Raw genomic sequence first — 1,366 nt, 5'->3', positions numbered from 1 at the left:
TTTTCTAGATATATCAAAAGTTTCATCTGCGTATTTCCAATCGTATTTAAATTGCTCGGCATTAACACTCTTAACTTTTCGGGTGGTGGAAAAAGTGAATTCATAATCTCCACCATCTACTTCTGACCAAGTATTTGGTTTTTTTTCATTGGTCCAGCTTCCATCTGCCTTTTTCCATACCTCGAAATACACCATCCCAACAAAATAATAAACATTCTTATCAGAAGGATCTTGAAAAAGTCTACTCATACCTATAGCTTTTGCTTCGGAAGGATGAATGAATACAACTGCTGATAAAACAAATATCAAACTCATCAATCCACTAATCCATTTTTTCATATGATTCATACTCTCTTTATCCTCCTACTTAAATGGATTTATGAGAGCAACAGCGTAATCTTTGGTATTACTGGTATCAAAAAGAATATAGTCAGCTTGATTCACTTTGAAATTCTTCCACGCCGTGTAATTTTCATCATAACCATCTGAACGGAATTTATCGGATTCATCTACAATTGGATAATAGTTAGTAGCTGTTTTATCCCCATTGTTTGTTAAGGCATTCTCAACAGCCCTTCTATATTTGGCATCATCATTTTTTACTAAGAATGCAATTGGGACAGTCTTTACCGAATGTCTGATAGCAATAGTTTTCATACCGCTTAACTTTCTAGTTGCTTGGTCTATTGAGTAAATAACTGCACCATCGCCAATCTGAATTGGAAGATCACTCTCCTTAAGTATTTTCACCCCTTTGAACTTGGTTCCAGAGATGTCCTCAAATAAAAAAGATGTCCTAGTATATGCCTTGAAACTTGCAATGGAGGTCAACTTAAATTCCTTATCATCCGTACTTCTAAAATTCTTTTCTCCAATCCAAACCCAGCGCCCTACCTTATCCCATTCCACTTTCTGCCCTAACCCTTCACTCACCAATCGTAAAGGGACAAAGGTCCGATTTTGTTTCAATATAATTTTGGTACCATAACTTTTCTTTTTCCCATCAATCAAAGCGGTTGTTTGTCCCACCGTCATTTTCACTGTATGATCTTTATCAGTAACACCAACCACGGTCGTCTTCCCGCTTTTGCTGTAACTCACCTTAGCACCTAACGCTTCAGATACAAACCGAATCGGAACCATTACACTTCCTTGAGAGTCCTGAAAAGGTTTCGCATCAGGAAAACTCATTTTCTTTGTATTTAATAGTACTTCTACGGGAGTAGCACCCGCAGCTTCAACATGACCAACTGGTGACGAAGCAAAGAACAAAGATCCTAACATAATCGACAAAATTAATTTTTTCATGTCTTTTAATCTCCTATCATCTAATTTTTATAATTTGGATTGTATTTATTTCCTTATT

Annotated in this window: 1 protein-coding gene and 1 pseudogene; both read right to left on the bottom strand. The window is 36.3% G+C overall.

Going from position 1 to position 1,366, the window contains the following annotated elements; translation table 11 throughout:
* A pseudogene (locus ACWPWY_RS23525) lies at positions 1-348 on the bottom strand (DUF5704 domain-containing protein); the annotation flags it as partial.
* A gap of 15 nt (positions 349-363) precedes the next feature.
* A complete protein-coding gene (locus ACWPWY_RS23520; RefSeq protein ID WP_454193951.1) occupies positions 364-1,308 on the bottom strand; it encodes a stalk domain-containing protein in 945 nt (314 codons plus the stop codon).
* Positions 1,309-1,366: the final 58 nt, after the last annotated feature.

It is taken from the genome of Paenibacillus sp. Marseille-Q7038 (assembly GCF_965111595.1).
This window is presented reverse-complemented; position numbering and strand designations above follow the sequence as displayed.

Bases quoted from the DNA above. Each gene is read 5' to 3' on its own strand.
- ACWPWY_RS23520 (WP_454193951.1), bottom strand. From the start codon at position 1,308: ATGAAAAAATTAATTTTGTCGATTATGTTAGGATCTTTGTTCTTTGCT.